The organism is Paenisporosarcina sp. FSL H8-0542, from assembly GCF_038632915.1.
Classification (GTDB): domain Bacteria; phylum Bacillota; class Bacilli; order Bacillales_A; family Planococcaceae; genus Paenisporosarcina.
Genome location: NZ_CP152050.1, coordinates 1,161,394 through 1,187,508 on the forward strand (window position 1 = coordinate 1,161,394; position 26,115 = coordinate 1,187,508).

22 protein-coding genes are annotated in these 26,115 nt (G+C 39.7%); 16 read left to right on the forward strand and 6 right to left on the reverse strand.

The annotated features are described in order from the left end of the window. Positions 1-269 precede the first annotated feature (269 nt). Positions 270-1,535: a tyrosine--tRNA ligase gene (gene tyrS / locus MHH33_RS06285; protein WP_342543240.1), complete on the forward strand. Its 1,266-nt coding sequence runs from the start codon at positions 270-272 to the stop codon at positions 1,533-1,535. Positions 1,536-1,697: 162 nt separating this feature from the next. Here tyrS and MHH33_RS06290 read toward each other — a convergent pair whose 3' ends face one another. The 3 genes from MHH33_RS06290 to MHH33_RS06300 form a co-directional block, all read right to left on the reverse strand. Further along, a complete protein-coding gene (locus MHH33_RS06290; RefSeq protein WP_016426601.1) occupies positions 1,698-2,513 on the reverse strand; it encodes a cobalamin-binding protein in 816 nt (271 codons plus the stop codon). 141 nt (positions 2,514-2,654) lie between these two features. Further along, positions 2,655-3,434 (reverse strand): collagen-like protein, encoded by a 780-nt coding sequence (locus tag MHH33_RS06295; RefSeq protein ID WP_342543241.1) that lies wholly within the window; start codon positions 3,432-3,434, stop codon positions 2,655-2,657. A 17-nt stretch (positions 3,435-3,451) separates the two neighbouring features. Further along, on the reverse strand, positions 3,452-5,491 hold the full coding sequence (locus tag MHH33_RS06300) for an IPT/TIG domain protein (protein ID WP_342543242.1): 2,040 nt from the start codon (positions 5,489-5,491) through the stop codon (positions 3,452-3,454). 204 nt (positions 5,492-5,695) lie between these two features. On the opposite strand from MHH33_RS06300, the gene MHH33_RS06305 reads away from it, so the two are divergent. From MHH33_RS06305 to MHH33_RS06340, 8 genes are all read left to right on the forward strand, one after another. Then, positions 5,696-6,115 carry a hypothetical protein gene (locus MHH33_RS06305; RefSeq protein ID WP_342543243.1) on the forward strand — a complete coding sequence of 140 codons (420 nt, stop codon included), beginning with the start codon at positions 5,696-5,698 and terminating at the stop codon, positions 6,113-6,115. 122 nt (positions 6,116-6,237) lie between these two features. Continuing rightward, positions 6,238-6,585 carry a hypothetical protein gene (locus MHH33_RS06310; protein ID WP_342543244.1) on the forward strand — a complete coding sequence of 116 codons (348 nt, stop codon included), beginning with the start codon at positions 6,238-6,240 and terminating at the stop codon, positions 6,583-6,585. Positions 6,586-6,623: 38 nt separating this feature from the next. Continuing rightward, a complete protein-coding gene (locus tag MHH33_RS06315) occupies positions 6,624-7,211 on the forward strand; it encodes an SCO family protein (RefSeq protein ID WP_342543245.1) in 588 nt (195 codons plus the stop codon). An 87-nt stretch (positions 7,212-7,298) separates the two neighbouring features. Further along, on the forward strand, positions 7,299-8,030 hold the full coding sequence (locus MHH33_RS06320) for a hypothetical protein (RefSeq protein ID WP_016426607.1): 732 nt from the start codon (positions 7,299-7,301) through the stop codon (positions 8,028-8,030). Between the two features lie 20 nt (positions 8,031-8,050). Next, complete coding sequence (locus MHH33_RS06325) at positions 8,051-8,341, forward strand: hypothetical protein (RefSeq protein WP_016426608.1); 291 nt, start codon at positions 8,051-8,053, stop codon at positions 8,339-8,341. Between the two features lie 18 nt (positions 8,342-8,359). Next, positions 8,360-8,671, forward strand: coding sequence for a hypothetical protein (locus tag MHH33_RS06330; RefSeq protein ID WP_342543246.1), 312 nt, complete (start codon positions 8,360-8,362; stop codon positions 8,669-8,671). Continuing rightward, positions 8,668-12,312, forward strand: a complete 3,645-nt coding sequence (locus MHH33_RS06335) for a multicopper oxidase domain-containing protein (protein WP_342543247.1) — start codon at positions 8,668-8,670, stop codon at positions 12,310-12,312. Before MHH33_RS06330 ends, MHH33_RS06335 begins: the two co-directional genes overlap by 4 nt. A 72-nt stretch (positions 12,313-12,384) precedes the next feature. Continuing rightward, a complete protein-coding gene (locus MHH33_RS06340; RefSeq protein WP_342543248.1) occupies positions 12,385-13,107 on the forward strand; it encodes a hypothetical protein in 723 nt (240 codons plus the stop codon). An 85-nt stretch (positions 13,108-13,192) separates the two neighbouring features. On the opposite strand, the gene MHH33_RS06345 is transcribed toward MHH33_RS06340, so the two are convergent. Then, positions 13,193-13,684, reverse strand: a complete 492-nt coding sequence (locus MHH33_RS06345) for a hypothetical protein (protein ID WP_342543249.1) — start codon at positions 13,682-13,684, stop codon at positions 13,193-13,195. A 370-nt stretch (positions 13,685-14,054) separates the two neighbouring features. Beyond that, the gene (locus MHH33_RS06350; protein ID WP_342543250.1) at positions 14,055-15,266 is read right to left on the reverse strand and encodes an AraC family transcriptional regulator; all 1,212 of its coding nucleotides are present in this window, start codon (positions 15,264-15,266) and stop codon (positions 14,055-14,057) included. 134 nt (positions 15,267-15,400) lie between these two features. Between MHH33_RS06350 and MHH33_RS06355 the strand changes: the two genes are divergently transcribed. Both MHH33_RS06355 and MHH33_RS06360 read left to right on the forward strand, forming a co-directional pair. After that, positions 15,401-17,839, forward strand: coding sequence for a glycoside hydrolase family 3 C-terminal domain-containing protein (locus MHH33_RS06355; protein ID WP_342543251.1), 2,439 nt, complete (start codon positions 15,401-15,403; stop codon positions 17,837-17,839). A gap of 289 nt (positions 17,840-18,128) precedes the next feature. Then, entirely contained in the window at positions 18,129-19,232 is a 1,104-nt protein-coding gene (locus MHH33_RS06360) for an alpha/beta hydrolase (protein ID WP_016426615.1), read from the forward strand. Between the two features lie 1,004 nt (positions 19,233-20,236). Here the strand turns inward: MHH33_RS06360 and rpsD are convergent. After that, positions 20,237-20,839, reverse strand: coding sequence for a 30S ribosomal protein S4 (gene rpsD / locus MHH33_RS06365; RefSeq protein ID WP_016426616.1), 603 nt, complete (start codon positions 20,837-20,839; stop codon positions 20,237-20,239). Between the two features lie 340 nt (positions 20,840-21,179). On the opposite strand from rpsD, the gene megL reads away from it, so the two are divergent. From megL to MHH33_RS06390, 5 genes are all read left to right on the forward strand, one after another. Beyond that, positions 21,180-22,397 (forward strand): methionine gamma-lyase, encoded by a 1,218-nt coding sequence (gene megL / locus MHH33_RS06370; RefSeq protein ID WP_016426617.1) that lies wholly within the window; start codon positions 21,180-21,182, stop codon positions 22,395-22,397. A 622-nt stretch (positions 22,398-23,019) separates the two neighbouring features. After that, complete coding sequence (locus MHH33_RS06375) at positions 23,020-23,268, forward strand: hypothetical protein (RefSeq protein ID WP_342543252.1); 249 nt, start codon at positions 23,020-23,022, stop codon at positions 23,266-23,268. A gap of 107 nt (positions 23,269-23,375) precedes the next feature. Then, on the forward strand, positions 23,376-23,726 hold the full coding sequence (locus tag MHH33_RS06380; protein ID WP_342543253.1) for a hypothetical protein: 351 nt from the start codon (positions 23,376-23,378) through the stop codon (positions 23,724-23,726). Between the two features lie 37 nt (positions 23,727-23,763). Then, positions 23,764-24,075, forward strand: a complete 312-nt coding sequence (locus MHH33_RS06385; RefSeq protein ID WP_342543254.1) for a hypothetical protein — start codon at positions 23,764-23,766, stop codon at positions 24,073-24,075. Positions 24,076-24,573: 498 nt separating this feature from the next. Then, a complete protein-coding gene (locus tag MHH33_RS06390; RefSeq protein ID WP_342543255.1) occupies positions 24,574-25,077 on the forward strand; it encodes a stage II sporulation protein M in 504 nt (167 codons plus the stop codon). Positions 25,078-26,115 lie beyond the last annotated feature (1,038 nt).

Sequence of the window (26,115 nt, forward strand, 5' to 3'; positions counted from 1 at the left end):
AGCTTAAACGTCAACACAACGATACTGTGTCTGATGAGCGGAAGGACTGGTTCCTTCAAGCTGGGTGGTACCGCGCAAATTGTATTTAGCGTCCCTGCATGATTTTTATTAATCGTGCAGGGACTTTTTTATGTCTAGCTCCACGCGCCAGCTCGCACCTCCGCTTCAGAAACTCAATCGGAAACAAGTTTCCGATATGTTTCTTCCAGCGTCGGAGTTGAGCTAAAGTGGCGAGTTACGCAATTCATATTTTCAAGGAGGAATGGCAAATGACAAACGCATTAATCGAAGACTTAAAATGGAGAGGCCTTGCCTACCAGCTGACTGACGAAGCGGGTATGGAAGAGCTTTTGAATAAAGAATCAATCTCTTTATATTGTGGAGTGGATCCTACAGCGGACAGTATGCACATTGGACACATCGTTCCTTTACTGACATTGCGCCGTTTTCAATTACATGGCCACCAACCGATTCTGTTGATTGGTGGAGCTACAGGAATGATTGGAGATCCGTCTGGCCGTAGCGAAGAACGTCAATTGCAAACAACTGAACAAATTGATGAAAATGTTAAAGGTCTTAAAGTTCAAATGGAACGCATTTTTGATTTTGGTTCTGAAAATGGAGCCGTTTTGGTTAACAACCGTGACTGGATCGGTTCGATGAATGTCATCGAATTTTTACGTGACTATGGAAAATACATTGGGGTTAACTACATGTTAGCGAAAGATACGGTAGCCTCACGTTTGGAAGGCGGAATTTCGTTCACGGAATTTTCGTACATGTTGATTCAAGCAATTGATTACAATCACTTATACAATTCTCACAACTGTCGAATTCAAGTAGGGGGATCTGATCAGTGGGGTAATATCACGACTGGACTTGAAATGATTCGTAAAACCCATACAGAAGAATCAAAAGCATTCGGTATGACCATTCCACTTGTGACGAAATCGGATGGTACGAAGTTCGGTAAGTCGGCTTCTGGAGCGGTATGGTTAGATGCTGAAAAAACATCACCATATGAGTTCTACCAGTTCTGGTTGAATACAGCAGATGCAGATGTAATCAAGTACATGAAAATCTTTACTTTCTTGACACGTGAAGAAATCGAGGCATTTGAAGTGACAGTTGCGGAAGAGCCACATTTACGCAAAGCACAAAAGGCGCTTGCTGAAGAAATGACACGTATGATTCATGGTCAAGACGCATTGGATAACGCACTGCGTATTACACAAGCATTATTCAGCGGAGACTTAAAATCATTATCTGCAAGTGAAATGAAAGAAGTATTCAAAGATGTCCCTTCCATTGAATTGCCAAAAGAAGACAAAAACATTGTGGACTTATTGGTTGAAGCGGGAGTTTCGCCATCTAAACGTCAAGCACGTGAAGATGTAACGAATGGAGCGATTTCAATCAATGGAGAAAAATTGACGGCTGTCGATCACATCGTGAATGCTGAAAATCGTTTGGATGATTCGTTCTCAATCTTACGTCGCGGCAAGAAGAAATACCATATGGTGAAATTCGTATAACACAAGAGGAAAGACCGTTTTTTTATAAAAACGGTCTTTTTTATTGAAAAAAAGACATGTTTCCAACTAACCACCACCCACCGTTAAACTGTGATGATTTTTGCCTTAAAAGTAAAGCTGCCTTGATGACTAATATCGTCATCAAGGCAGCTTTTTTCGTAATCACTTATTTTCAGTAATCCATGTAGGTAATTCTAAATCGGCATAAATATCTGGATGTAGGATATTGGCGAGCTTAAACGCACCTTCCAAAAGGCGCGGGGAGGGACGGCAATACAATTCTTCTTCCATTATATGTACATTGTTCTTTTGTAAATCTGTTAGATTCTCATAACCAGACCGTTTTTCAACAACTTTTTTATTCACTTTAGATAGCTGAACGCCAACCCAAGCAAGGAAAATATAGTCCGGATTGCGACGCATTACATCATCCCAATCTGTCTGAACACTTGCCAATTCAACGTCACGAAAGACATTGCGCCCACCAGAAACTTCACTGACTTCAGTTAACCAATTTACCTGTCCTGGTGTAAAGATTGGTTTCGGCCACCACTCCCAATATAATTCGGGATAAGTGGAAACAAGGGTAGCGCGAATCTTCATTTCATCAACAAATTTTCTGTATTCCAAGACGATCTTTTCAGCCTCAACAGAAATACCACATGCGTGACCAACAATCAGTAAATCCTCTGCAATATCGTTTAAACTTTGAGGATTCAACACAAGATGGGGAATACCACGATCTACTAATTCGTTCACATTTTTCTCCATACCAGGAACACTGAGTGAAGCCAATACAAGATCAGGCTCTAATGCCTCTAGTGCATCGATATCAATTGACAAATCTGGACCTAATCGAGGTAAATGTTGAACTGAAGAAGGCCAATCAGAAAAGTCGTCGAGTCCGACAAGCTGATCCGTTAAGCCTAAATAGGCAAGAACTTCAGTATTGCTAGGGCATATAGAAATGAGTCTCATACAAAAACTCCTTTTAATTTTTATATAAGTGTATCATAGGCACAAAAAAAGAGCCCCAACTGGGACTCTATTGAAACTAACAAGAGTAGTACTCAATAGTCAAAATGCCTGGGCATCGAAAGTGCACAGGCATTTTTTATTTCACCCTACCTGGATAATTTGCAGGGTGGCCAATTTGTAGCTAAAATGCTCCTGTAATTCTGCTTGGATTTTAACAATATCTCCTTCTAGCAATGAAACTAAATCAGAAGAGGACAGGGAGGTAGCAGTGGTGGATTCGGTGAACGACGATACTACCGTAATGGCGTCATTTATCTTTACGTGAAATGTCGATGGCGAACAAGTTATTGTATTTGATGCCAATATGATTTTATAGCTAATTTGATAAATCCCTGATTTCAATACTTTCAGGCCGTCTTGCATTAACTCTACATCTTGGAGTGGTCCAGGCATGATAAATCTAACAGCCCCAGACGCTTTGCTCATTACATTGCAAATGCCGAAACCATGAGCTGCTTGCAATATACCTGGTGGTCCAGGAGGGCCTTGATCCCCTTTAGGTCCTTGTATTCCTTGTAGACCTCTAATACCTTGATCACCACTGGGACCTGGGGGACCTTGATCCCCTTTTGGACCTTGTATTCCTTGTGGACCTCTAATGCCTTGATCACCACTGGGACCTGGAGGACCTTGATTACCTTTAGGTCCTTTTAATCCTTGTGGGCCCTGCTGGCCTTTTGGTCCAGGGGGGCCTTGTTCTCCTCTAAAACCAACGGGACCTTGATAGCCTCTAGGACCTCTAGGCCCACGTGCGCAATTACAATTATTCGATGATCCATTACATTTTGGACAGCGATCCAATTTAATCCTTCCTTCCTTAATAAAGATGGCAATTGATTTGATGCGTTCGTACTTTTGCATCCCTGACCAATTGTTTTTTAATTGCGAATATTAAGTGGTATATTTTGGAGTGTCCCGCCCGAGCTGGATTGAATGGAAATAGCTCTCGTTTGATCTGGCAGCTGAGAGGAGCCTTCAACCCGATATCCCCATTCCCCTAATGTATCCACAGGCACTTGGACTAGGAGAGTGCCGTTAAGACTACTGCCGATATAGATAGAGATTGATGCCCCTGCTTGAAGCACATTTGATGTCCCGGAAATACGCCATTCTGCATCCCCAGTACGATACTCCGCCCGAGTAACTGTCAAGGTTTCCGGAACCGATGTCACTTGGACAGTGTCTGAAGAAATGCCTCCAGGACCTTGGACTGTAAGTTGGAAAGTTAGTGTTGCTGGCTGTGCGGGAAATCTATATGTGGCTGTGGAGGTATTGGGATTGGTTAATTGTACGGGAACTCCCGAGATTTGAGCCCATTGGTAAGATGTTGCAAGCCCTGTTGCGCTTCCTGCCAGCGTCACTATTGCTCCTTGCTGGACGACTTGATCTGGCCCTGCATCAGCAATTGGAGGTGGTGTGGAGTCAAGAACCGTAATACTTACGGAGTCGGTGGAAGGTCCGCCTTCGCCATCAACTGTCAACTCAAATACTAGAGTCGCTTGAGAAGCTGGTGCAACAAAGGTAGGAGTTGCTGTAGTGCCACCGGTCAATGCAACAGTAGGGCCGGATAACTGAATCCAATTATATGAGGTGATAGCACCGCTTGAATTCGTTCCGTTCAGAAACACGGTTGAATTAACGACAACTGTTTGGTCGGGCCCGGCATTAGCTTCTACAGGTATAGGACCATCTGGAGAACCGGTCACTGATACATCTATAACCCTCTTGCCTCCCGCTGTCGATTTAATAGTTACCTGGGACGGTGCAAATGGGAGGCTTGTAGTGCTTAATCCGTTAGGCGGAATGATGATCTCGCCAACCCCAAAATCCTCTATGGATAAAGCCGGTGCTCCAATCAAATCACTGGATGAGGCAATGACGTCCAAAGTTTGGGAATTCGTGTCATAGTTCGCCGTTGCCGTAATGAAATCAACTGGCCCGGCTTCTTTTATACTGTTCGGAACATCACTCAAGTTTGTAACAGTAACGGAAGCAGGGGGGCGGTCACCTGTATAAGCGACTCGGGCAAAGTACCGTCCGTTTATTCCTTGAAGCAGGGTGGTGTCAATTCCGTTTCCAGAAGCGCTTATCGTCTGTGCAGTGTCATCTGAAACCGCAAAGACATCTAGCAGTCCGCGTGCGCTATCGGTTTGTGTATAGTTGGCTCTAGTCACATCGACTCCCGAAACGGTAGAGATTTTTCCTAGAACCGTAAAAAGTCTGGTTTCAATACAGTTATCGGGGTCAAGGCCAGGAGTTGTTGAACGATCCGGGGATCCGATGCCAATTCCTGGCCCTTCAATCCGAAAAATGTTTTGAGGCTGTCCGAATGAATCAACAAACACACTGCCTGTAATTGGATGGGGCACATTTGGATCGCCAATATATCCTTCTGGGGCAAGTGGTGCAACATTTGGATCCCATTTTAAAAATGGATGGACGCGGCTGTTAAGCGCAAGCTCGAATTCCCCGCCGTTGAATCCGCCAATATCCTCTGTAAAATTAATTTCCCCGGCTCCCTCTCCATCAGGTTCAGCGATGAATGTGTCAGTTCCATATGGGTGTGTAACCGTATATTCGGCATTTGGCTGTAATCCAAAGATACGAATCCGCACTCTGCCAAATACAATTTGGTCTCCATCCCTAGGAACTTCGCTTACAAAAGCAGCTTCCAATGCTAAGACAAGCCTAGCTCTTTCGCCAGTACCAGTAGTCATTTCAGCTTCCGCCAGAAAATAAAATGCTTCCGATGGATAATTATCCGGGAATGACACGGGCAGCGTTGGGTTAGGCAAATCTGCAGGAGTAATCCCTGAGTAAGGATCAGTAGGATCGACATTCAATTGAAGACGCAATCTATTTTCATCTTTATACCATACAGGAAAACCATCAAACGCATTAATTGGTCCGACTGTCATGTATAGCCTCCTTTTTTTTGCAGAAAAAGTGATTCTACCAAATTTAACTGGAGATCAGGCGATTTCCTAATTTCTGCATATTTTTTCAAACTGTTATCAGTGTATGCAGAAAGGAATCCCATAGAGTAGGTAAATATACAACATTTTACAGTGGACAAAGTTCGTTCATATTTGCTGGTACATATGTTATGTAGAGGTGGGGCTATGGATAAAATTGCACATTTAATCATCTTTTATGTAGATGGCTGGATAGCTCTTTGTTTTTATTTTTATTTGCGAAGCTTTAAAAAGTTAATCGGGTTTCAGTTGGGGATGAACATTAGTGTGGCAATGGGTGGGATGGTAGCTCTGCTTTCTGGTGTTTTGCTTCAGCAGCAATATCCATTCCATTTTACGTTGATTACGCTGATATCAACGGCCGTGGGGCTATTGGTTGGTGCGTTATTTGGGCTCCTGTTCGATTACCAGACGTTTGTAACCGGATTGACCAATGGTGCGTTCATTGGGCTGATGTCCCCGATGATTGGAACTGTTGTAGAAATGCCTACCCTGTTCAGTCTGTTCGTGCATGGCGTCTTTGCATTATGTTTACTCACCATTCTCATTTCTATTAAAAGGTCGTGATGTAAACCTTGTGGCCCATTATATTTTTATTGATGTGGTGCTTTTGCGAAGCTTTTTTTGTTTACCGGATATTTATTAAGAAGCATTTCCTGTTTGATGATCGATTTACAAAGTCGATGTGTATGGCTATATCCATGATGTCTTCATTTGCCATGGCGTTTTACACTCGTTTGCTTCTTCCTGTCAATCAGCCTATTTTTTATTTGATTCCCTTGGTAATAGGACTTTGCATTGGCTGGAAGTTCGGGGCTATGATTAAAGCTCCTGCTTCCTTAAATGGAATTTATAATGGTGCAATTGGTGGAATCATGGGAATGATGTTTGGTGCAGTCCTGCAAAATCCAGCCCTGTGCAAGATCCCAATTGAAACGGAAGCCATGATTGCTGAAAACATGTATATTCTGGCCGTTTTCATTGCCTGCCTTCATGCACTCGTATGCCAGCTCGTTCGCTATTCATTTAGGGTGTAATGGAGCTCGTTCTCATGAAAAAACCAAGGAGGAGTTAAATGAAATTTTTTGCATGCACCATTTTATTGATTGGGGGAATTTTGGCCATCTACTTCTTTTGGCCCGAATCAACCAGCTTGCCTAAGATGGGTACCGTAACTGATTGGGAACTGACAGAAGTGGGAACAGAGGAAGTGCCTGCCCATGATAAGCCAAAACTTATCACATTTTTCTATACAAACTGTCCAGATATTTGCCCTACCACTATGATTGATCTGCAAAATCTGCAGCAATCGATGGAGGACGAAGGGATAACTGAAGATCAATATCTTATTGTATCGGTGACGCTGGACCCGGCCTACGATACAGAAGAAAGAATTCTCCAATATAAAGAAGCTTTTGGAATCTCAAGTGACAATTGGCTGTTTTTAAGAGGCTCTGAAAAAGAAATCAGAGGGTTTACCAAGTCCTTCAACTTTGTGTATGAAAAGAATAAGGATGGGTTCCTAACCCACTCCACATCGATGTATATTGTGGACTCAAAGAACCAAATCAGATCCATCCACGACATGGCGGTGGGAGACAAAAAAGTGAATACCGAGGAAATTCTCCACCATTTCATGCAATTGATAAAAGAAGCAGAATAGTTTGGCTGGTCTAGTCTTTTTATAGTTCATAAAATTATGGGCTCAACATAAATTATGGAAGAGATTTCAAAATGAAGGAGCCTGCATATGAAGGATCATTTTGAGGAAACGGGATCGTTAGGCCAGACAACGGACGATTTGAACAAAAATCCTTCATTTTCTTCACCAACCAGTGCGGTTTCCGAAGAAGAGACGAGAATTCTTTCCGAGTATATCGCCCAGAAAAACCTGTTTAAAGTGACGAGCCAAGACGAATCCCGCAGGAAAGTCCTTTTCTTGAAGCAGTTTTTTAAAATGAAGCGGAACCAGCAAGTTGTCGTTTCTTCTGTCATCGAAAAGGATATCCCTTTGACGACTGAGGGAAAAGTTGCAACGATTGGAAGAGATTTTGTCATGCTGACAGATCTGAAAAAAAGATTATGGATTCCCTACAGAGCGATTCAATCTGCAACCATCCCCTTTGGATTTCCCACTTACTCCAATACTCACCAACATTTTATTTATGATAATAACCTCCAGCAAAAGCTCGTTCTTCAATTCGGTGAAACAGTAGCTAAAAAAGACGTCCTAATCCGCCAGTTTTTTGAAGAATCTCTTCAAACAAACCTTCACTCCTGGAAAGGAATCTGGGTTGAAACCAGAACAGCTGACAACATCTTTTTCGGGAAAATCGCGTCAGCCACAAAAGCAGATTTAATTCTTCAGCTGTCAAAGAAAAAAGAAAGCGTGATTCCATTAAATGAGATTCGCTTTGTTTCAACTATCGGGATAATCTCACTGTGGAAAAAGGTCCTGAAGTTATGGCTGGAAAAAGATTGAAATAATAAGGGGGCAAATTGATGGAACAAACAGAGGATAATTTATATGAAGAGCTGAAAAAGCTTATTGGGGATGACCTAATTGTCATAACTCGGGCCGTCCAGCTGAACTTACTCGGCCAAGTATTCCGCCCCATTTTCTCTGGAACGGTTTCTGACGTTCAGCATGGTCATATGACGTTGTCACCAGTCATCATTAAAATGGTGAATGCTCCATTTTATAATTTCCCTTTCCCGATAAGCATTCCATTTGAGCAAATTGTATCTTACTCGACCGAAGTGCCTGTTGATGAAGTGTTCCCATTAGCATAATTGAGGAGAGATTATTAAATGACTAACGAAAAAAGTGAATGCAGGCCGGTTAATGATACAAGAGAGGAAGCTCTTGTATTTTATTTCAAAAAAAATATAGGACGGCGGGCATTCATATTGACTGAAGCTTTTCCATTTATGTTCATAGGCAAGATCAAAGGAATATTGGGAGATATCGTGACATTGGATGTACAAACCACATCCGTACCTGCCTTGGAAGGAAAGGTATGGAACATTCATATCGATTCCATTGAAGTGTTCTACATTGAAACAGGCACCGGGGCAAAAATTCCTCATTTAAAAGATTATTCAGATGAGGAACTTGCATGACTAGAAGGTATCATGTAGCAGCAATTCCGATTCGCATTGTTCTGAATTCATTTGGGGACCACAACCCTAATGGGATGATGTACGTCCTGAAAGAAAATGAGCATAAAGTTAAAGACTTGGTCAAAAAGAATCCTTTCTCTCCTATAGACCTCGTCCAGCCTCTCGTAATCCGGGCAAATGAAGGCGAAACAATTGAACTGCTTTTTGAAAATAAATTGGATTTCAATACAGGCATGCATTTTCAGCAAGCCGAATATGATGTATGCCAATCGGACGGAGCGAATGTAGGGTTCAATAAAGATACGACGGCTGCCCCAGGTGAATCCATTCTATATCGATTGCATGCGGTTAAAGAAGGAACGTATATCTTTTCTGATCTGGGCAATCCGGCAAGCGGTGAAAATGGTTCCAATTCCAATGGGTTGTTTGGGGCTTTATTGATTCAGCCCCGCTTTTCCTGGTGGACGGACCCAGAGACGGGCAAAACCATGAATAGCGGTGTGTATGCTGATGTACATCATCCTTTGCTTCCTTCGTATCGGGAATACGCCTGGATATTCCATGATGAAATGGAGGTCGATGATTTAACGGGAAACCGGCCAATCAATCATCTTACTAATCAGGAGGAGGAATCCTTTCATGGGGCTAACTACCGGTATGAACCGATCAACAGACGCCAGCAGCTCATTGAAGAAGGGGTTGTAGGACCTAATACGGAAGGTGAAGAAGTCCATCATGACTCATGGGTATTTGGAGATCCATCAACCCCGATTTTGAGGGGATATGTAGGGGATCCTGCAAAATTCCGTGTGATACATGGCGGGGTGAAAGAGACGCACGTCTTTCATTATCATGTACATCAATGGCTAAGTGACCCGCAAGACCTCAACTCGGAAATGCTTGATTCCCAAGCGATCAGTCCTCAATCCCACTACACAGTTGAGCCTCTTTACGGGTTGGGAAGCCTACAAGGCTCCTTTGGTGACGCCATTGTCCATTGCCATCTGTATCCGCATTTCGCAGCCGGAATGTGGGGCATGAACCGGATATTTGATACGCTTCAGGACGGTAGCCAGTGTTATCCGAATGGTGTCCCGATAAAATCTTTACAGCCATTGCCTGACCGTAAAGCCCCGCCGAAGCCTACAAAATTGAAACCGGGGTTCCCGAATTTCATCCCAGGGAAGGTCGGTTACAAGGCGCCTCGTCCACCGCTGGGAATCAAGGGAGGACGGGGATTGACGGAACTGGAACGCAACGCAGCAGTGAAAAATCCAAGACCAGGGGCTGTATTTGTAAATCCATCACCTGAAGATGCAATCGTGAAGGAATTTAACGTCTCGGTAATCGAACTGCCCGTAACCTATAACAAACAGGGCTGGCATGATCCGAAAGCCAGGATTTATGTGCTGGATGAAGACCTGGATGATGTATGTTCAGGCAAGAAAGAGCCTGAACCGCTCGTTTTCCATGCATCGGCACATACCAGCATCCGCATTAATTTTACAAACCGATTGCCCCATATTCTTGATGGCGATGCATTCCAGCTGGTGACGAGAGCGTACGAAACCGGTTTCCATATTCACTTTGTGAAATTTGATGTTCTGGTGAACGATGGGGCAAACGTCGGCTGGAACTATGATTCTTCAGTACTGCCGGATGAAACCATCCAGTATGAATATTATGCTGATATCGAGTTGAAAGCCTGGTTCGTCCACGATCACTTATTTCCAGCCGCCCATCAGCAGCATGGAGTATTCGGATCTGGCGTTGTCCACCCGCGATTTACGAAGATTCTCGATTCGGCTACAGGGGAAGAGGTTGCCCGGGGCGCCCAGGTCACTACCCGGCATCCTTTGATTCCTGATTATCGGGATTTTGTGCTATTCGCACAGGATTTCGCCTTGCTGTTCGATAAAGACGGCAAACCCCTTCAGCCCCCTGGGTTCCCAGGCTCTTTTGATGACCCGGGTTTGTTCGGGGTGAACTACAAAAATGAACCGCTTCAATTCCGATTAGGACCTGATTGCGATCCTGCCTATACATTCAGTTCTTATGTGAATGGTGATCCGATTACCCCGATATTGAAAGCCTACGAAGGAGACAGCATTCGGATCCGGCTTCTCCAAGGGGCTCAGGAAGAATCCCATAGTTTCAATGTCCATGGGTTGAGGTGGCTAAAGCAACGAAGGAATTTGAATTCCAATGTCGAAGAGCAGCAGCATATTGGAATATCCGAATCTTTTACCATGGAAACTTTTATTCCCCGAGCGGGAGATTATTTCTGGGCATTTGAAACGGAAGAAGATCTATGGAATGGGCTTTGGGGATTGATTAGGGCATTTGATGAAAGAGTGCCGGATCTTATCCCTTTATCTGACCGTCCAGCCCCTTTAAAGCGTTCAAGGCCACTCCCTGAATGTACGGGGAAAAAGCCTCCTAAAGCAGATGACCCTACTAAAGTTCCAGTCAAAAAAGGTCCAATCCGCTATTTCGATATCGTAGCTTTCCAAGTGCCACTTATCTATAACAGTTTTGAAGATCACGATCCTCATGGGATCATTTTTGCACTGAGGAAAGATATGGATGCTATTTTAAAAGGAAAGAAAAATCCGGAACCGCTGGTCATTCGTGGAAACGTTGGAGATACAATTGAAATTGCTCTCACTAGCCTTTTGAAACTGGATCTATTCCCATTCAAGGATGGCATCTACCCTTATCCGGAAGTAAAGGAGCAGGCTTTCTATCCGCCATCTTTGAGAATCTCCATGCACCCTCAATTGATCCAGTATGATGTGAAAACATCTGCAGGGGAAACAGTTGGTTTCAATGGAGACCAAACGGTAGGGCCAGGTGAAAGCAGGAAATATCGCTGGTATGTTGATGCCCCAATGGGTGCATGCGGCATGTGGGATATGGCGGATATCCGCAACCATAAGTCCCACGGCGCATTCGGCGCATTTATTGCCGAACCAAGGGGAACAGAGCATTTAGATCCCTATACGCTGAAGCCGGTCAAAACCGGAGCGAATGTGGTTCTACGTAACCCATTCCTTCCAAGCATAAGGGAATTCGTCATCATCATGCATGACGGCGTAAGACTGCTTGATAAAAAAGAACAGGTAATAGTCGATCCTCTTGCGGGGATGATTTTGCCACCTCCGGACATTGATGAAGACGAAGTCGATACGTATGACCAAGGGTCCAGAGGATTCAACTATCGAAGTGAACGTTTGGTCAACCGCTACCGCAAACATCCAGTGCTGAAAGACTTATTCAGTTCGTGTGTTTTCGGGGACCCGGCTACGCCATTGTTTGAAAGCTACTTAGGAGACCCGGTTACAATTCGATTGGTGACGCCAGCGGAAAGGCGCAGGACGCATCCGTTCCATATTCATGGACATCGCTTTCGATTTGAAGTGAAAAATTTGAATTCGCGTACGGAATCATTTGCAGGATTGAACGTAGCGGGAGCAGCGCGCAATTTGGAATTGCTCGGCGGCGCTGGTGCTTATATGGGATTCCCAGGGGATTATATGTACCGTGCAGGAAATATACTCTGGGACATAGAGCAGGGTATGTGGGGGATAATGAGAATTCACAAAGGGATTCAAGAACACTTGCCTCCATTAGAGAAATAGAGCGAACATAAGAGAAGAATAATTTCTTCTCTTTTTTCTACATAGAATTACTTTCGGGAAGGGGGTGAGAAAATGAAAAAAGAAAACCATAAGGAAATATCTTCTGATGAAAAGGTACAAAAAAAGTTTGATAAAGAAAGTTATTTCTATATACCCGTACAATGCTGTCCCGATCGGTACCCATCCCCAAATCTTCCTTCCCCTACGAGCTGCCTTCCGCAAGAAGATTTGGAAAGAGTACTTGAAAAGATAAGGGCTGCAAATGAATTGCTTCTTGATCTGGCTCTGGGCGAGGAGCGGCTGCCAGATGAAACTTATCAGAAAGTTTTTGACGGTTTAATTGGACTGCGAGTTGAGATTACCGCCCTATCAGGTGAAACCTGCGAGGGGAAAGTCTCCCTATCAGGCTATGATTTTGTTGTGCTTCGCAATGAAGAAAAGGTATTCATCTACCCATATAGTCAAATCGATATAGTTAAGCCTTTTGGGCGTTTTGCGGATCCTTACGATGACCCTGAACTAAGGGAAATCGATCCTTGCTTTCGCCGGGAATTGACCTTTAACTTCGGGGATGTCGTTTCTTCTTCGCCAGAATTAATCCATCTGTTTTTCAAGATGAGGCTGAACATTTATTTACTTGTATATGAAGAAAAACATATACAAGTCCAAATTGATGGCCAAACAATTGAAGGACAAATGAAAAAAGTAGATAAAGAATCAATCAGTCTAGAAGTGGCTGAACAACTGACAACCATTTCAATAGATAAAATCAAATTGTTTACCTTAAACAATTAAACAAAAAAAGTCAGCTTTTTGAAGGAAACCTTCATAATAGCTGACTTATTTTTTAACTGGTGAGGTACTTGATAGAACTCTTTATTCAATCTTTAGATATAGCTGTTTCAACGGTTACGATCCTATCAATGGAAAAAATCAGTGTTCTGCCTTTAATATGCTCCCTATCTCCATGAAGCTCCGATTTTTCCTCAAAATCTTCTTGAGTTAATTCTTCCTCTTCCATTTCTTCTTCAACTGGTTCTCCGTCAACTAACGGCAGAAGCAATTCAACAAAATTGGACCCCACATAAATGATTTTTCCAAACGCTGAATGGCCATTCTCCAGTTCTATATTGACGTTGAACCAAAGAAGTTGATACAAGCGGTAATTTAGACCCTCCGTCAATCCTGCTAATCGAATACTGAAATCATCATCACACAAATTCCTGCGGCAACGATTTCGACAGCAATTGCATCCATTTCCATACCCACATCCACAACTTGAAGCACAACATGCCCAATAGGAGCAATTTCTGAAGTCTAAATCAAAATCGCGGGTATGGCACCCGCAGTCCTTGTCTTTATGCTTTTCCAAAATAACACAACCTCCTTTCATTTTATTATTGATATATGAAATTTTTTACATTAGTTTTGGTCTGGAACCTATAAAGATAGAAAGTAAATTCTTAAACCAATAGATTTTACTATTAGTGTTTTGGGTAATGAACGAATTTATGGATAGGGGAGGTAGAAGATTCGAGTTTATTACAGAATTAAATAAGGGGAAATTAGAGGAATTGAGATGAAAAATCTTAATCCCTCTTTTTTAAATTGTCTGATTTATGAAGAATTGCTACGGATGTTCCTTAAAGAGATTTCAAAGCATCTGCAAATGCGGTCTGTTTCCAAGGCACTATGAAAACCCAATTCTATTTAATGATTATAAAAAACAGATACAAAGCAAATTATAAATCTGATTTTGCGTTCCTAAATCTGTTTGGGGTTATGCCGGTATATTTTTTAAATACTGTTTGAAAATGACTTTGCGAGGAAAAAGCCAGATGTAATGCAATTTCAGCATTACTTTTGTTAGTAAACTGCAGTAAGCGCTGAGATTCTAAAATTTTTTCTTGCAAAATATATTGTGTTAAGGTAATACCGGTTTGCTTATGAAACTGACTACTCAAACGGGAGCGTGATATTCCGAATTCGGCAGCTATTTCTTCAATCTTGATATTGTTAAACAAATTTATGGAAACATAATTTGCACATTTTAAAAATAATTTAGAAGAGCTATTGCAATTATATTTTACCTGTTTTGTACGTTCGGCAAACTCTAATAACATTTGCTTGATTAATGGGTATATGGATGCAGCATTGCGAAGCATTTCCAACTTTTGAATATACAAATCAGATAATTGGAATGCAGTCTGGACATTTAATCCCCCTTCGATTGAGGACCGAGAAGCTACGGTAGCGCAGGAAATTCCCATGTTCTTAAGTTGGCGCAAGGTATCATTGGCCATTGTTCCAGCCTTTATTTTTGGAAAGGCACTGAATAATTCTTTTAAAGCGTCAGGCTGACCATTTTTTATATAGAACAATAGCATTTTTTCATTTTGATAGTTATCGATAAAAAGAGTACCGGATTCTTTTTCACCAGAAAAAAATAATGTATTCTGCGTACTGCTATTCATAATATCCTCTTGATGATTTTCTGATTTTGTTTCTACAAATACGTCTTCTACAAAAAGTGGATTCTTATTGATAGTGGAAGCAATAAAGGAAAGGAGCCATCCTATACGTTCGGCAGAAATAGAGGGGGCGCACTTCAGTTTACCAATATATTCTTCATGATATTTTTCTTTTACATCCAATAAAAATAAAAGGTTATCTAATTTATTTTTGTCTTTCGTTAAAATGGAAGATGGACCTATCACAATTCGATAATCATCATCCAATGAAACATAACCATAAAATTGAAACAAGTCGGTAGTAATGATACCGGCAATATGCTCAGACTGTAGCATGTTTTTCTCATAAAGCAGAAAAGGATCCGGATTCATGGGGTATATCGAGTAGTAGTAGACTTGATTTTCTCTTTGGTAGAGTCTGACAGAAGCACTTGTGGATTTGGCAAGTGCTTTACTTAAATATCTTAATTCATTTAAATTCATGTATATTACCCACTTTCTAAAGGGGCGTGCCTTTTATATAATTTTTAAAACAAATTTGAAATACAAGTATTACTTTATCGTATAAAATTTAATTATTCAAAAAATATATCGCGCGCATAAGGGAAGGAGTTAGCATGGAAAAAGTCAATCATACGTTAAAAAGTGTTTTACCAAGAGCAAAGGAACTTGTAAAGAAGATGTCTCTTGAGGAAAAAGCCAGTCTTTGCTCGGGAAAGAATTTCTGGAATACAAAAGAAATAGAACGTCTTGGAATAAAATCAATGATGGTAACGGATGGTCCCCACGGTTTACGTAAACAGGCAGGAGATTCCGATCACTTGGGTATTAATAATTCGGTATCAACTACTTGTTTCCCTACGGCTGTAGCAACAGCCTGCAGCTTTGACCGTGATTTATTATATGAAATGGGTATTGCACTTGGAGAGGAATGTGTACAAGAGGAGGTTGCTGTGATTCTGGGACCGGGAGCCAATATAAAGCGCAGTCCGCTTTGTGGCCGTAACTTTGAATACTTTTCAGAAGATCCGCTTCTGACTGGAGAAATGGCTGCTGCACTCATTGGTGGGATACAGAGTAAAAACATAGGTACCAGCCTGAAGCATTATCTTGCGAACAATCAGGAAAAAGCGCGTCTTATCTCAAATTCGGTAATTGATGAGCGGGCATTGAGAGAAATATATCTTACCGGATTTGAAATAGCGATAAAGAAAGCGCAACCTTGGACATTGATGTGTTCATATAATAAGATAAACGACATTTATGCTTCTGGACACAAACTTCTTATGACAGACATTCCTCGCGGTGAATGGGGATTTGAGGGAGCCATAGTAACGGACTGGGGAGCTATGAATGACAGGGTTGAAGGTATCCAGGCGGGACTTGATTTGGAGATGCCAGCTTTTGATGGAGCTTCGGACCGATTGATTGTTGATGCGGTTCGAGCAGGGAAATTGGACGAAAAACTTGTTGATCTTAGTGCTATGCGAATGACGGCTATCGCACTACAGGCAGAGGAAACACAGGCAACACATTATGATGCAGAAGCACATAATGAATTGGCACGACGTGTTGCACGTGAAAGTGCAGTGTTGTTGAAGTTAGGAAATGTACTGCCGGTAGATAAACATAAGAAGATTGCTTTAATAGGTGAATTTGCCAAGGTTCCCCGTTACCAAGGGGCAGGAAGCTCAAAGATATCTCCAACCCGGATCACTTCCGTAAGTGATGCCTTTGATGCGGAAAATATAAGCTATTCTTTTGCACCAGGTTATTCGGCCACAAGTGATGAACCGAATGAAGCTTTGATTACCGAAGCAATTGGAGTAGCAAAAGAAGCGGATGTGATATTTGCTTTTGTTGGATTACCGGATAGCTATGAAAGCGAGGGATTTGACCGTACTCATTTAAATATGCCAAAGGCACACACTAGATTGATAGATGAACTGGTTGCTACCGGAAAAAAGATAGTGGTTGTCATAAGTGCAGGGGGAGTTGTAAATATTCCGTGGCGTGACAAAGTTGATTCAATACTTTTGATGAATCTTTCGGGACAAAACAATGGTTACGCCGCATATGATTTGCTTTTTGGGGATTATTCTCCAAGTGGTAAACTAGCAGAAACCTATCCGTTAACACTTACTGAAACCCCTAGTATTGCTCATTTTGGTACAGGAGGCAATATTGAATACCGGGAAAGTATCTATGTGGGATATCGTTACTATGATAAAGCGCAAAAACAGGTGATGTATCCGTTTGGACACGGGCTTTCCTATACAACATTTACCTATTCGGGATTAAAGCTTAGTGCAATGAAGATTGGAGACAGAGATACACTTCAAGTAGAGGTGGTCGTTACCAATATCGGAAAGCAGGCTGGAAAGGAAATTGTTCAGTTGTATATTTCAGCACCCGAAAGTACTATATATAAACCTATGCGTGAACTTAGAGATTTTGCAAAAGTGGAATTGCAGATGAATGAAAGTAAGACGGTTACATTTACATTAGAAAGGCGTGCATTTGCTTACTATAATATTAATGTGAAAGACTGGTTTGTGGAAAGCGGCGATTATAAGATTGAAATTGGTGCATCGTCAAGAGATATACGATTGAATGATACGGTTACTGTTGATAGCAGTCAAGAGGGAGCGATACCTGATTATCGTACAGTAGCACCGGGCTATTACAATCTTTTACAACCAGGAACTTATGATGTCCCAAAGGAACAATTTGAGGAAGTTTTAGGAAGAAAAGTACCGGAAGAGCGTATCCTAAGACCCTTTACGCCCAATTCTACGCTAGGAGATATCAGAGTTCACTGGATTGGACGTATGATGAATAAGCAAGTAGAAAAGTCGACAATGAAAATATTCGCAGGGGACGAGGGTGATTCAAGTGACATTGTGAAGATGATACAGGAAATGGCAGTAGATATGCCACTGCGTCAGCTGGGTATGTTGTCACAAGGCACGTTATCAGTTAAACGGATAGAGGGACTCATAGATATAATGAATGGACATATTCTAAAGGGAATCCGTGGATTGATGAAAAAATAGGTGAAAAAGCGTCAAAACTTGACTTGAAAAGTGTGGAAAGTGGGATTTTTAGCATGCTTCATTATAACGGGCAATGAGGCAATGCAGGTTTGAGGGGTGAAAATAATTAAGTAATCAGAATAGTGATTAATGACGATAGATAGTGCAACTGCATTGGTAGTTGGGGTAGATTACCCTTTAAGGGTTTCGATGAGAAAAAGACTCCAAAACTGAGTGGTTAAAACTCAGGGCGACTTATTTTCTTCTTTTATAATATATAAAAGATGATCTAAAAAAAGGGTGTATAGTTATGGAAAGAAGGTACTCAAAAGAATTATTAGATAAGCTTGTTGAACGTGAAGAAACCATTATGCTGAAGGGTGTAGAGGTTCTAGTTAAAAACTTGCCAGACAGTGATGAAAAAGGTGCAATGGATCCACGTCTGTATAAAGATATGAAAAATCAGCTTTTTTTAATGAAATATATGCCGAAATTTTTAATGAAGATGGACATTTCACCAAAAGGAATTAAAAGGCTTCGGAAAATGTTTAATGGGATAAAAAGTAATCCTATCGTTCAAAAGAATATTGAAATAGAACATAGACATGTGACAGGAGAAGACGGGAATCAGATTCCGATAAGAATTTATACATCAGAAACAATGAGAAAAAATGCCCCGGTTTTATATTTCATCCATGGTGGAGGATTCTTTGGAGGTTCTCCTGATGTTGTAGAGGAGTTTGTTAAGTTAATAGTAGAGAATACAGATATCCTTGCAGTGTCAGTTGATTATAGGCTTGCGCCAGAGAATCCATACCCAGCAGGTCATAAAGATTGTTATTCTACTTTACAATGGATTTATAATAATGCAGAAAGTTTAGGTGGGGTTAGGGGTAATATTTTTGTTGCAGGGGATAGTGCAGGAGGTAATTTAACACAATATTGTACAACTAGGGATATGGAAGATGGATTAGGAATGGTAAAGGGACAACTGTTACTTTATCCGACAGTAAACATGGCTGGAATTGAAGATGAGTATTACAAATGGAGTATTGATGAATATGAGATGTCGCCTAAACATAGATCAGGTATTAAAACGATGTTAGACATGTTTGGCTCACTAGAATCATTAGGGAATATATTAGGGACTACAGAAATAGATAATGAATATTTAACGCCATATAAGAGAAATCCTAAGGGCTTACCGCCAACCTTTATTACAGTAGGTGAACATGATTATCTCAAGGTAGAAAGCCTAGCCTATGCAGTAAAGTTGGCTAAGGCAGGGGTAGAAACGAAAACGGTTTTATATAAAGGTCTTGGACATGCGTATGCTGATAATGTAGGAGTCTATCCTCAAAGTGAGGATTGTGCAATCGAAATGGGTAAATTTATTTTAGAAAATTCAAAGTAATAGGACAGGGATATTCGGCGGAAGAAATAAAGAATTGCTAATTAAATTTATTCTTTTAAAGTATCCATATTATTGAGAACTTTGTTATGAACTTCAATTTTTTTTTATTAACCCTAAATGCTAACATTTTGCTAACCCAATCCAGTGAACAATAGTAAATTCTCGTTAAAGACGTTACACCTCAGATTTCTCAAAATATTGATATACCGCAATTTTCGCACACATCGTTAAAGATATTACACACTCTTACCTTACGGGCGGCATGATGTAATAAAAACACCACCAAATCATATGAATTGAACTTAATCAGGTGTTAATTAAAAAAGTATCATCTCCGAAGAGACGTATTGTGGAGAAGAAAATGATGTAAAATTGATGTGAAAATTGGTGTGAACCATTATAGATAACAATAGATGATTTGATGGATGTTTACTAAAAACTTATAAAAAGCTATCATACAGTGTTTTGTATAAAGTTGTGATTAAATGACGATCATACTGGCAGTGTGAAGGTCATTAAAGAAAAGAAGAGATGGAAACAATATAAAATCACACTCATTTGAGTGTGATTTTTTTTGATATTAAAAATCGCAACCCATATCTTTATTAATAGAAAAAGCACCATCTCGTAAGAGATGATGCTTATTCGGGAACACCCTTGTTCCTAAAGGTTTCCTGCGTGTTTGGCCCCAATGATCCCAACTGGGCTCGAACCAGTGACCTCCACCCTGTAAAGGTGAGAGTCATCTAAGGCCAGAATCGTACCGTGTCTATTAAAACCAAAAGAAAAACAGAAAACACTTGAGTTGCTTTAAATTACTTACACATTCCTGTACATATGCCGCCATTTATATTAATAATTAGCCCCATTTAGCCCCAAACTAACCCCAATAACCTGCTTTATCTTGCTTTATATTGCATTTTAGAAAAAAGAAAAAAGCCCCAAAACCCTGTATTAACAAGGTCTTGAAGGCTTTTAATACTACTATTTGCAGAGTATCACGATTAACGAGAGTAGAACTCAACGATTAATGATTCGTTGATTTCAGCTGATAATTCGCTACGCTCTGGAAGACGAACAAATTGACCAACTTTTTTGTCTGCATCGAAAGATAAGTATTCTGGAACGAAGTTGTTTACTTCCATAGACTCATTAACGATATCAAGGTTTTGAGATTTTTCACGAAGTGAAATCTCTTGACCTGCTTTAAGACGGAATGAAGGAATATCAACGCGTTTTCCATCAACCATTACGTGGCCATGGTTAACTAATTGACGAGCTCCACGACGAGTGCGTGCAAGACCTAAACGGTAAACTACGTTATCAAGGCGAGTTTCAAGAAGAATCATGAAGTTTTCACCAGATTTACCAGGCATTTTAGCAGCTTTATCAAAAAGTGTACGGAATTGACGTTCGTTTACACCATACATGTGACGAAGCTTTTGCTTCTCTTGTAATTGTAAACCGTATTCCGAGATTTTTTTGCGTTGGTTAGGACCGTGTTGTCCTGGTGCGTAAGGGCGTTTTTCTAATTCTTTACCTGTGCCGCTTAGTGATAAACCAAGACGACGAGACAGTTTCCATGCTGGACCTGTATAACGAGCCATGAGAGACTCCTCCTTTAAGTGGTTTTATTTTGTTGTAAAATAAGACCAGATGTATCAATCAAACTGTCATTTTATTTTCATGTATCCTCGCCCTCGCAGCCAAGGGTTACACGATACCCCATCCAAAAAGTTTGGAGGAATAAAATGAAACGAATAAGACCATACAACTGCTGCTTTTATTTTACACATCCTCCATTGTATCGATTTCCTATACTTATGTCAAGACGTTACCTTGACAATTTAATGATTCGATTGGGTAGTTGACCTTTTCAAAAAAGATGGAATCGAGTAGGATAGGTATGAATGGGATGAAAGCGTTTACATAAAAGGGGTGCTTATTATGGAAAATAAAAAGATGAAAAAAGAAACGGCAGTCGTTCATAAAGGATTTGACACTTCAATTCATCACGACAGTTTGTCCGTACCTTTATATCAAACATCTACATTTGCTTTTTCAACGGCGGAACAAGGAGAAAAACGTTTTGCTGGTGAAGAAGTGGGCAATATCTATTCACGGTTAGGAAATCCAACTGTAAGAGTTTTGGAAGAGCGCATGGCTGAACTTGAGAATGGACAAAGCGCATTGGCATTTGGGTCCGGGATGGCCGCTGTCAGTGCAGTGTTGATTCATGTTACGAAAACAGAGGATCATATCCTTTGTTCGAGAGGGATATATGGTTGTACGTTTGGGTTACTTGAAATGATGAATGAAAAATACAATATTTCACATAGTTTCAGTTCGATGTCGAGTGAACAGGAAATTGAAGCGGCGATTCGTCCTGAAACGGTTTGTTTATATGTTGAGACACCAATCAATCCAACAATGGAAATTGTGGATTTGGAACTGGTTGGGAGAGTCGCTCGAAAACATGGATTGAAAGTAATTGTGGATAATACATTTTCATCGCCTTATTTACAAAATCCTATCGATTTCGGTGCGGACTATGTGTTGCATAGTGCAACCAAATACATCAATGGCCACGGGGATGTGATTGCAGGATTGTTGGTAGGAAAAGATGCAGAGGATATGATGAATCTTCGTATGACGGTCCAAAAAGACGTTGGTGGAATTATCTCACCGTTTGATGCTTGGCTGATCATCAGAGGATTAAAAACGCTTCATGTTCGAATGGATCGCCATTCAGACAATGCATCGAAACTGTTGTCATTCTTTAAATCTTCACCAATTGTGAATGAGATTTATTATCCGTTTGATCCAGACCACCCACAATACGAAATTGCTAAGAAGCAAATGAAAGCCGGTAGTGGGTTGATTTCATTTACAATTCACGGTGGGAAAGAAGTTGCTCAATATTTAATGAATTCTCTTAAGCTTATCAAGATTGCTGTAAGTTTGGGAGACGCGGAAACATTGATTCAGCACCCGGCAACCATGACTCACTCAGTCATTCCTGAAATGGAACGTGAAAAGATGGGAATCACTCATTCCTTACTACGTTTGTCTGTTGGACTTGAGCATTCAGATGATTTAATAGAAGATTTACAACAGGCATTTGCAAAAGTGGAGACCCACTTTACGCAATCGCTTCAAAAATGAATGCTCCGTTAAACTTGCTGTTGTATATCGTACCTTTGCGCTAGCCACATGTTCGCATGAGCCAACAGAAAGGGCGAGGTGATTTATCATTATCCCGTTCAGTTTACTGGTACAAAAGTTTAAATAACTCGGCAAATAGCTTCATATTAACATACAAATTAGCATTGCTTTTAGCAGTGCTTTTTTCTTGCTCAATTTTAATAATAAAAAGATTTATATCAAATATATGGTAATGTGTTAAATAGATAAATTGATTAAGTTGGTTCTTTTGTTATTCAACTTACGGGGCAGTTAATTGAATAACTTTAAAAAGTGAATGGAGGGTCACTATGAATAGAAATACCAAATTCGCACTATTTGTTTCATTAATAATTTTAATAGGATTTCCAGTTCTTTTTTCCTTCATATCATTGTTTACAGGGAATTGGAACTATCTTATGTGGAGCATTCCTCCTTCATTTACAGCAGGGTTTACTGGTTTGATAATAACTCTTCGACAATTAAAAAAGGAGGGAAAAAGTGTGTAACGTTGCACTTTTCAAAAAACGGTGAGTGGTTCTTATTGAACTAACGGGGAAGATTTCCTTAAGAAGCTAAAGAGATAATTGATGGAGGTTATTACTTGGAAGGAATTATGGGCGTCTTGTTGGGTACATTAGGTCTGTTTTATCCATTACTTCTAGCATCAGTCATTACTTTTGTCTATGCACTTATAAAACGTTCTTGGATTTGGATGTTGATAAGTGCAATTTTACTGTATCCCGATGCTTGGTTTTTTAGTGGTTATCCGCCATTTCCTTGGGCAAAATTTGTTCCCTTAATTCAGGTAATATTGGCTATAATTTTTTATCTTTTGAAAAGAAAGAGATAGTCACAAGTGCTTTACGGGTTAAGTTTTTCTTCTTGAACTAACGGGACAGATTAGTTTAATAAGACTTCTAAATTCAGAGATAAACGTAAACTAATAGGGGGGGGAATATGAAACATTTAATTAAAATGTTCGTAGTTATAATTTTTATTTTACTATTGGCAGGTTGTACTGGTGTTCCAGGTGAAGAAACACCAGGTCATTTAACTAAAAAACAAGTGCTGAAGGAAAATCCTGAAGCAGACTATTTTGAACTCAATGATAAAGTTTATGTAAGGGAAATTGGATGGATAGAGGAAGTAGAATTGACAAAAGATGAGATAATTGGGGAAATTGAAGAAGGTATGGCAAGTGATTTACCTCTGGGAACTAAAATTTTCGCACCAAAAGAAAGAAGAGATATTCTCATAGTAGAAAATAACGGAATAGAAATAAGATATTTACTTCAACTGGGAGAGTAATCCAAAAGTACTTCAACCAACGGGACAGGTGATGAAAATGGACAATTTTGAACGAATGTTAGAAGAAATGCAACAAAGAACCGTGGATGAAATGAAAAAATCAAGCATTCAAATAGACAAAGATAAATTAAACTCCTTCAAAGATATAATTTCAGATTTAGTAAGCTTTGGAAATGAGTATGCCGATAAAATGTCTCAATCACATGCTTCAATAAATCAGGAAATTATTAAAGTTGAATATACAAAGGGTGGAGAGACCATACACAGAGGATTTTATTGTCCAAGTCTAGTAAAAGATTTAATCGTTGGAAATCTTAAAAGAGGTAAACTCCTTAAGAAAAAACCTTAGTTTGGAAAGTTTTCTTATGAATACGGGTTTGATAAAGATAACCGGCTGGTAAGGGTTAAAGGCGTAAATGAGTTTACTACCCAGAGAGCCAGTTTGAGGAAGAATATTTAGTTTATAACAATGAGTTTGTTTATGGTGTAGAGTTTGATCATACGGGTGAAATAAATGGGGTATCTCGGAGTACTTATGAAAACGGGAATATCATTACATATGCAGATTGTTCTTGTTTTTTGAGATTACAAGAGCACTCTAAGGAGATAGCTGAAAAATTATGTGAACGAGATAAACAAAAGTAAGCGATATTATTCAACTAACGGGTGCTTTAGTAAAAATCATCGGGCTGCTTAGGCAGCTTTTTTTCTTATTGAACTAACTGGGCAGGTTAGTTGAAGAGTGTTGTTAAACTTGTGTTCAACAATCGGACCATATAGTTGAATAATTTGATAATGTATTAGTTAAATAAATTAAGGGGAATGATTTTAAATTATGATGTCTACTATGCCAAAAATTGTATTTAAAAGAGCTATTAATTTTTTTATATTTGCAGCAGCCATAACAATTATTGCAACGATAATAACATACATTATCAATCCGGATTTAAAAGAAGTAATGGGAGGGCTAGAAAATAGGTTACCGGACCAAACAAAAGAATCTACAGGCTTAGATAAAGTATGGTCATATGTTGTTAATAACGGCTTTACGGTACCTTTGCAAATGTTTATTTTAGCCTTGATTCCAATACAATTTTTATATGTCATAAATATAATTTTTACCGTCGCTTTGCCTGGAGTTGCTTATGGACTTGCTTTACAAGTCGATTTTAGAAAAGGTTTTGATATTATAGTTTCTTCTATCCCTCACTTTAACTTTGAAGTTTTTGCTCTATGCTTACTTGCAGCGGTTCTTTTTGAATTAAACCAAGTTGTTAGAGTAAGGTTAAGAAATTTATTTAAGAAAGATAAAGAAGGTATATCTTTTATTAAAAAATTCTTAGAACAATAAGAACTTACGCTATTTTTGTTTTACCGATAATCATTGCAGCCGCATTTTTGGAAACTTACATAGCTGATATCATATTTAATTTATTTCAATAGCAGATGTCAATGGATGGATTGGTAAATGCTTTGGATTAAGCGCAAGAGACACAATGAAATAGTTTTCCATAAACGGTGCTTTAGTTGAAGATCATTGAGATGCTTTTCTTATTCAACTAACGTGGCAGGTTAGCTAAATAGGAAATTATGTGAAATAAGGTGTAATTATACCTCACCAAATTCCATTTTATAAAACTGTTAATGTAACTTTTTGGTTTAAATGTCGTTATATTTATTAATTACATATATTATCAAGGAGATTGACGTTTATTATTTCTGAGGTGCTTTGGCGTTTACATCATATATTAATGTTAATGCTTTTTTTATTGGCAATCTATCGAATTATATTTTCACATAAAATGGTAAAAGAATCTTTACTATTAGTTGTTATCCTACCCCCTTACAATTATTATTTTCTTCGCAAATTTAATAAATAGAAGAACAATAAATACTAACGAACTGGAATGGTTGTGGATGGAATTAACAAAAGGGTCTTTATGGTCAGTGATTGTTATATTGGGATATTTTTATATTTTTTACTTTACTATTAAACTATTTACAACGAAAGTCCTTAATAAAAATAATAATAAAAGAGAAACAAGCAAAAATTAATTAATTTCTTATTGAACTAACGGGGCAGGTTAATGAGTAAGAATAAGGATAGGCGTAGCTTTTAAATAAAGTTAAGATGTTTTGCATAAAGTCGCGACGTTTGTAAAAAAGACGCATCGTTTTGAAAAAACTTTAACCGATAATTTATAAAATTTTGATCAAAACCCTGAGTTGATATGCAGGATTTTTCTTTCAGCAATCGGGCCAGATTCTTGAATAAATAGAATTCGTTTAAGATTAAGGACGAAGAACCGTATCATAAGTAAATGAGGTTTTTAAAATCAAAGTGAACGGAATACATTAGACGTTCACTTTGACAATTAAGAATTGTGCT